We start from the raw sequence: 4,636 nt of genomic DNA, 5'->3' as shown, positions 1-4,636 counted from the left end.
GCCTGCTTGGTGTAACGATCAACTGACTGACGTAGCGATCTATCGCCTGACTCTTTTAAGATACAAGGGGCGGGTTTACGGGATCTATAACTTATACTACTACTACAGATTTGGGTCAACCCGCCGACGCGAGCTGGCGTGGCGGTGATTTTACCCGACATGATATTACCCTCAACCCGGTTTCTTAGCTTGTAGGATGCCCCGGAGCTAAAAATTGCTCGATCAACATAGGTGTTGACTAACGTAGAACACCCGAGGATTGCGCCAGTTCCTCCCAGACTGGCTAAAAAATATTTTTTGTGTTCCCCTTGATTCTTGCTTAAATATAGATATAATCGTAAAAAATAAGTAAATGTACGGTTGCTTTTTACCGGAGTTACCTAATTAAGGGGTACTTTATCCTTAAATATTTATTAAGGTAGAGTTCAACTCAGTAGAAATGCTGTAGTATAGAGAGATAAGCGATTCAGGGAGGTTATGTAGTTTCACCTCAGAAACTCGAAAGGGCAAAAGCCTGGAATCAAACTCCCCGACTGAAGGCGTACATTTTCATATTGAACTTTTGTAATCACCTAGAGGCTAAACCATGATTTTTGGAATAATTGGTTCTTCTTTCGTAGCTTACTTTTTGCTAATGTCGATCGCTAATTACGGCGACACTGGAATGTAGATTAGTTAAGGCACTTATGCACCGAGACATAAGGCAGCAGGCAAAAAAAGCTGTTTGACAACTTCTTGACAACTTCGATTAAGTCTCAGCTTCGGCAATGTCTGTCGTGTCAGAGTCGTGTCTGATCGGACAAAAAATGGATGGATGAAGGAGTCGTTAAGTACCGCTGTGACTGGGAAGAAGCAGACCCTGTAGCTGCCCGGAACATAGCAGATTTGATGGACTGGCGAGATCGCCTGCACTCTTGGGGATTAATTGGCGTCTACGAAAATGGCATAGGGTTTGGCAACGTCAGCGTCAGACTCGGCAATTCTTGCCAATTCGTGATTTCGGGAACCCAGACTGCACACTTGAGGACTCTGGGACCAGAATTCTACTGTACTGTTACCGAATTTAACTTAGAACAAAATTTCCTCGGCTGCCGGGGCCCCGTACAAGCTTCGTCGGAGTCCCTGACTCACGGGGCCCTGTACCTTCATAGACAGGATGTGGGCGCGATAATTCATGTTCACAATCCTAAACTATGGCAGCAACTGCTGTTTAAGATTCCTACTACTAGAAAAGAAATACCTTACGGCACTCCCCAGATGGCCTTAGAAATGTTTAGACTTTTTGAGGAGGAGAATTTGGCAGAGCGCCAAATTCTGGCGATGGCCGGTCACGAGGACGGCATTATCTGTTTTGGCAGCACCGTGGACGAAGCTGGCAAAGTGCTTTCGGCTGTGATTGGTTACACATAAGATCTGGCACTATTGTCGGAAAAAGCTAAGAAACCTGGTTTATTGACAAAAAACCTAGGATTTTAACTCTCTCTATGCCAAGAAACTCAGGTGATGACGTGGATGCCTGATGTGAGTTAAACTGAGCTTTACCCTTGACATCGGGCCGCTGGCTCGATTTAGCCTAATGGGTTCAAAACTTTTGAAGTGCCTCTTGCCTCTGCGGTAAGGGGAAGATATTTTTAAAGAGAAACACATTATATAACAAAAGCTGAGAGTCATCGTGAATCAAACTAAACTTGTAAGCTCAAAAGAATTGCAATCAGAGGTATCTCGTCTCACTGAAGAGCTCCAAATGCGCGACCAATTGGTGCAGCAGTTGTCTCAAGAACTTTTCCGGCTGGTGAAGGGCAATTCTAGTTTTGTGCCGGCGCCGGAAGTTTCCGATCGCCACCAAGCTCAAATGCAGGCAATGCGGGAACAACTCCAAGCTGTGGAAGAACAGGTGGGTTTTTATCAGGAACAAATCGCGGAGCGGGATGCTGAGGTTTACCAACTGCGACAGTCGGTGCAAGAATTGACGGATCGCTCTCGGATGCTGGAACAGGTGGTTCAGGAATTGCCGGGGGTTTACCGCCAGAAGTTTGCCGAACGACTCGATCCGATTAAGGAAAAGTTGGAGCAATTGCAAAAGGAAAACCGCCAGTTGCACACTGAGTTGCAAAGCGTAACTTACCGTCTCGCTGTGCGGAGCCGCAAGGCTAAGGGCCTGGATCTGCCGAGTGTCGATGCTGAGGACGATCGAGGAATTCAAATGCCGAGCTTTGGCAATGTCTAAGGTTTTGATTGTCGCGGGTGGTGAGAAAGGCCCGGCCACCAGTCTCAAGGCGGCGATCGCTCAATCTCATCCTTTAACTGAAGTCAATATCTGTGGGGTTTCTGAACTCAATTCTGGCGCGATCGCTTCGGATGGGGCGATCGTTTGTCCTTTGACGCTGGATGTGCCAGAAAATCTGCTTTTTCCGGCTCAAGATGTGTTTCGATTTTGTGGCAATGTTTCGGCGGCGCGCGATCGAGTGGCTCAGGAGCTGCTTTTTCCCGTAGGCGAGGGCAATTTTTGGCTGCCTGTGGTGTTGACTGCAAAGGGGCCACTGTATGGGGAGGTGATTGGTGGCGAACCTGACAAGCAGTCTGGCGAGTTGAGTTACTCTCAACCGGTTCATTTGTCGGATGTTTGGCGACAGCAGTTGTATGAGTTGGCTTACCGCTTGCTGAATCTTTTAAATGCGCCGCCTGCGACTTATTTGATGCAGTTCGGGTTTGTAGGGGAAAGGATTTGTTTCGATCGACTTTGGCCTTTTCCGGCTGCACCTGCGATCGCTTCTGTCGGCGTTCAAGTGCCGGATTTATTTGTTTGTCATTGGTATTGCTTGACAAATCAACCTATTTATGATATGGAAATTAGCTCGGCGGTTGCTTGAAGTCTCTTGCAAACTTGAGATTTAAACTAGGGATCTCATTTTAATCAAGCAACTAAAGCGGGAGTTTCAGTGGAGATAACTTGCTCGAAACTGTCGAAGATTTCAAAGAGTTGATCGAGTTGAGTTATTTCAAAAATTAGCTTCACTGTGGCTGAGAGGTTGCAGATGACGAGGCGGCATCCCCGGTGACGGGCGGCGTTGAGTCCGCCGACTAAGGCGCAAATCCCGGAACTGTCGATGAAATCTACGGCGGCCATGTCTATTACCCAGAGTTTGTGGCGATCGGGCACAATCTCGGCTAGCTGTTGCTGGAGGAGGTTGCCGGCTTGGGAGTCGAGGCAGTTGTGAGGTTGAAGGACGATGGGTTGGTTGAAGTTGGGAAATTCCATAGCAGTTATCCTACGATCGTAAAGTATGAATAAGTTAGTTTAGTTGCTGACTCTGTTGAGAGACTCACGGAATTTCAGCGTATGTTTTAGGATGGGCGATCGAGCTAGGGAATCGGTGGGGAGAGCCGTGGTGATAAATTTAGTAGGAAACTAGGTAGCGATCGCGCGGAACGCAACCGCAACAATTCTCTATTCATCTAGTATGCCTGAAAGCTTAATTTTTAGTTGGGCCAGCGATCGCGACAACAGTGTGTTCTTCATCACAGCGAAAGATTGCACTATTGGCTGAATCGAGCCAATATATAAATGTATTGAGCTTTGCAAAAGTTTACGAAGGCAGTATCGAATGTCTTTTGAGTTTTTATCGTTAGAGACTATTCAGCAGTTTGCGCGTGATTACGGCTACTGGGCAGTATTTCTGGGAATTTTGCTGGAAAATCTGGGAGTTCCTCTTCCAGGCGAGACAATTACGATTGCTGGCGGCTTTTTAGCTGGCAGCGGTGAACTGAATTACTGGTTTGTGCTCGGCAGTGCGATCGCCGGTGCTACATTGGGGGGAAATTTTGGTTATGCGATCGGCAGGTACGGCGGCTGGCCACTTCTGCTGAAGCTGGGACAATTTTTCCGCTTTCGAGAAGAACAACTGTTTGACTTAAAAGAACAGTTTAGCAAAAATGCAGCTAAAGCCGTATTTTTGGGCCGTTTCATCGCATTGCTGCGAATTTTTGCTAGCCCCCTAGCAGGTATTGCAGAAATGCCTTTTTGGAAATTTTCGCTGTTCAATGTTCTGGGTGCTGCAAGCTGGGCATCTGTAATGGTAAGTTTGTCCTACTTCTTGGGACAAGTTGTGTCTTTAGAGAAATTGGTAGCTTGGGCTGCTCAATTTGCGGTATTTGCTTTGCTGTTAGCAGTTGCTTGGATTGCAATTCCTATTTGGTTGGAGTCGCGGACTTTGGACAAGACTAAATAAGATTGGTGGTTAGACTTTTTGCAAGAGTTCTGGATTTTCTGTTTTTAACCGCAGATAAACGCAAATGAACGCAGATATTATCTATTTTTGCAAAAAGTCTAATGGCTACCTATTAATAAGTCAGGGCTTCTGTCCTCCCAAGCATCAAGTTGGTAGCGCGAACTTCTGTCCTCAGTCCAATCTCTGCTTGGTATGAGGATATTCCTGGATTGAGTTAAATAGGATTTCAAAAACTCTATTCCTATAATTATAATTCACCGAAGGCTGCGAACAAAGGAGCAGAGGAATTGGGATCGCAATAATCAGCGTGTTCGCTAGACCTCTTGCGACAGTGCGCGCGTTCTAGGTAAAATAAAAGAAATAATTAGCTCCCATAAGATGAATTACGAACAAGTACAAAAGTTAAA

5 protein-coding genes are annotated in these 4,636 nt (G+C 46.2%); 4 read left to right on the top strand and 1 reads right to left on the bottom strand.

The window, feature by feature from the left end; genetic code table 11:
• Positions 1 to 810 precede the first annotated feature (810 nt).
• The 3 genes from QUA77_RS28665 (at position 811) to QUA77_RS28655 (ending at position 2,870) form a co-directional block, all read left to right on the top strand.
• A complete protein-coding gene (locus tag QUA77_RS28665) occupies positions 811 to 1,410 on the top strand; it encodes a class II aldolase/adducin family protein (protein WP_333041704.1) in 600 nt (199 codons plus the stop codon).
• A 262-nt stretch (positions 1,411 to 1,672) separates the two neighbouring features.
• Entirely contained in the window at positions 1,673 to 2,227 is a 555-nt protein-coding gene (locus QUA77_RS28660; protein ID WP_333041706.1) for an Npun_F5560 family protein, read from the top strand.
• On the top strand, positions 2,220 to 2,870 hold the full coding sequence (locus QUA77_RS28655; RefSeq protein WP_333041708.1) for a hypothetical protein: 651 nt from the start codon (positions 2,220 to 2,222) through the stop codon (positions 2,868 to 2,870). The genes QUA77_RS28660 and QUA77_RS28655 overlap by 8 nt, the downstream gene beginning before the upstream one ends.
• 44 nt (positions 2,871 to 2,914) lie before the next feature.
• Here the strand turns inward: QUA77_RS28655 and QUA77_RS28650 are convergent, their stop codons facing one another.
• Positions 2,915 to 3,259, bottom strand: coding sequence for an STAS domain-containing protein (locus QUA77_RS28650; RefSeq protein ID WP_333041710.1), 345 nt, complete (start codon positions 3,257 to 3,259; stop codon positions 2,915 to 2,917).
• Positions 3,260 to 3,605: 346 nt separating this feature from the next.
• On the opposite strand from QUA77_RS28650, the gene QUA77_RS28645 reads away from it, so the two are divergent.
• Complete coding sequence (locus QUA77_RS28645; RefSeq protein ID WP_333041712.1) at positions 3,606 to 4,229, top strand: DedA family protein; 624 nt, start codon at positions 3,606 to 3,608, stop codon at positions 4,227 to 4,229.
• Positions 4,230 to 4,636 lie beyond the last annotated feature (407 nt).

Origin of the sequence: Microcoleus sp. K5-D4, from assembly GCF_036704575.1 — a bacterium.
In the GTDB taxonomy this organism is placed as follows: domain Bacteria; phylum Cyanobacteriota; class Cyanobacteriia; order Cyanobacteriales; family Microcoleaceae; genus Microcoleus.
The sequence above is the reverse complement of the archived record's forward strand: the minus strand, read 5'-3'. Positions and strand labels throughout refer to the sequence as shown.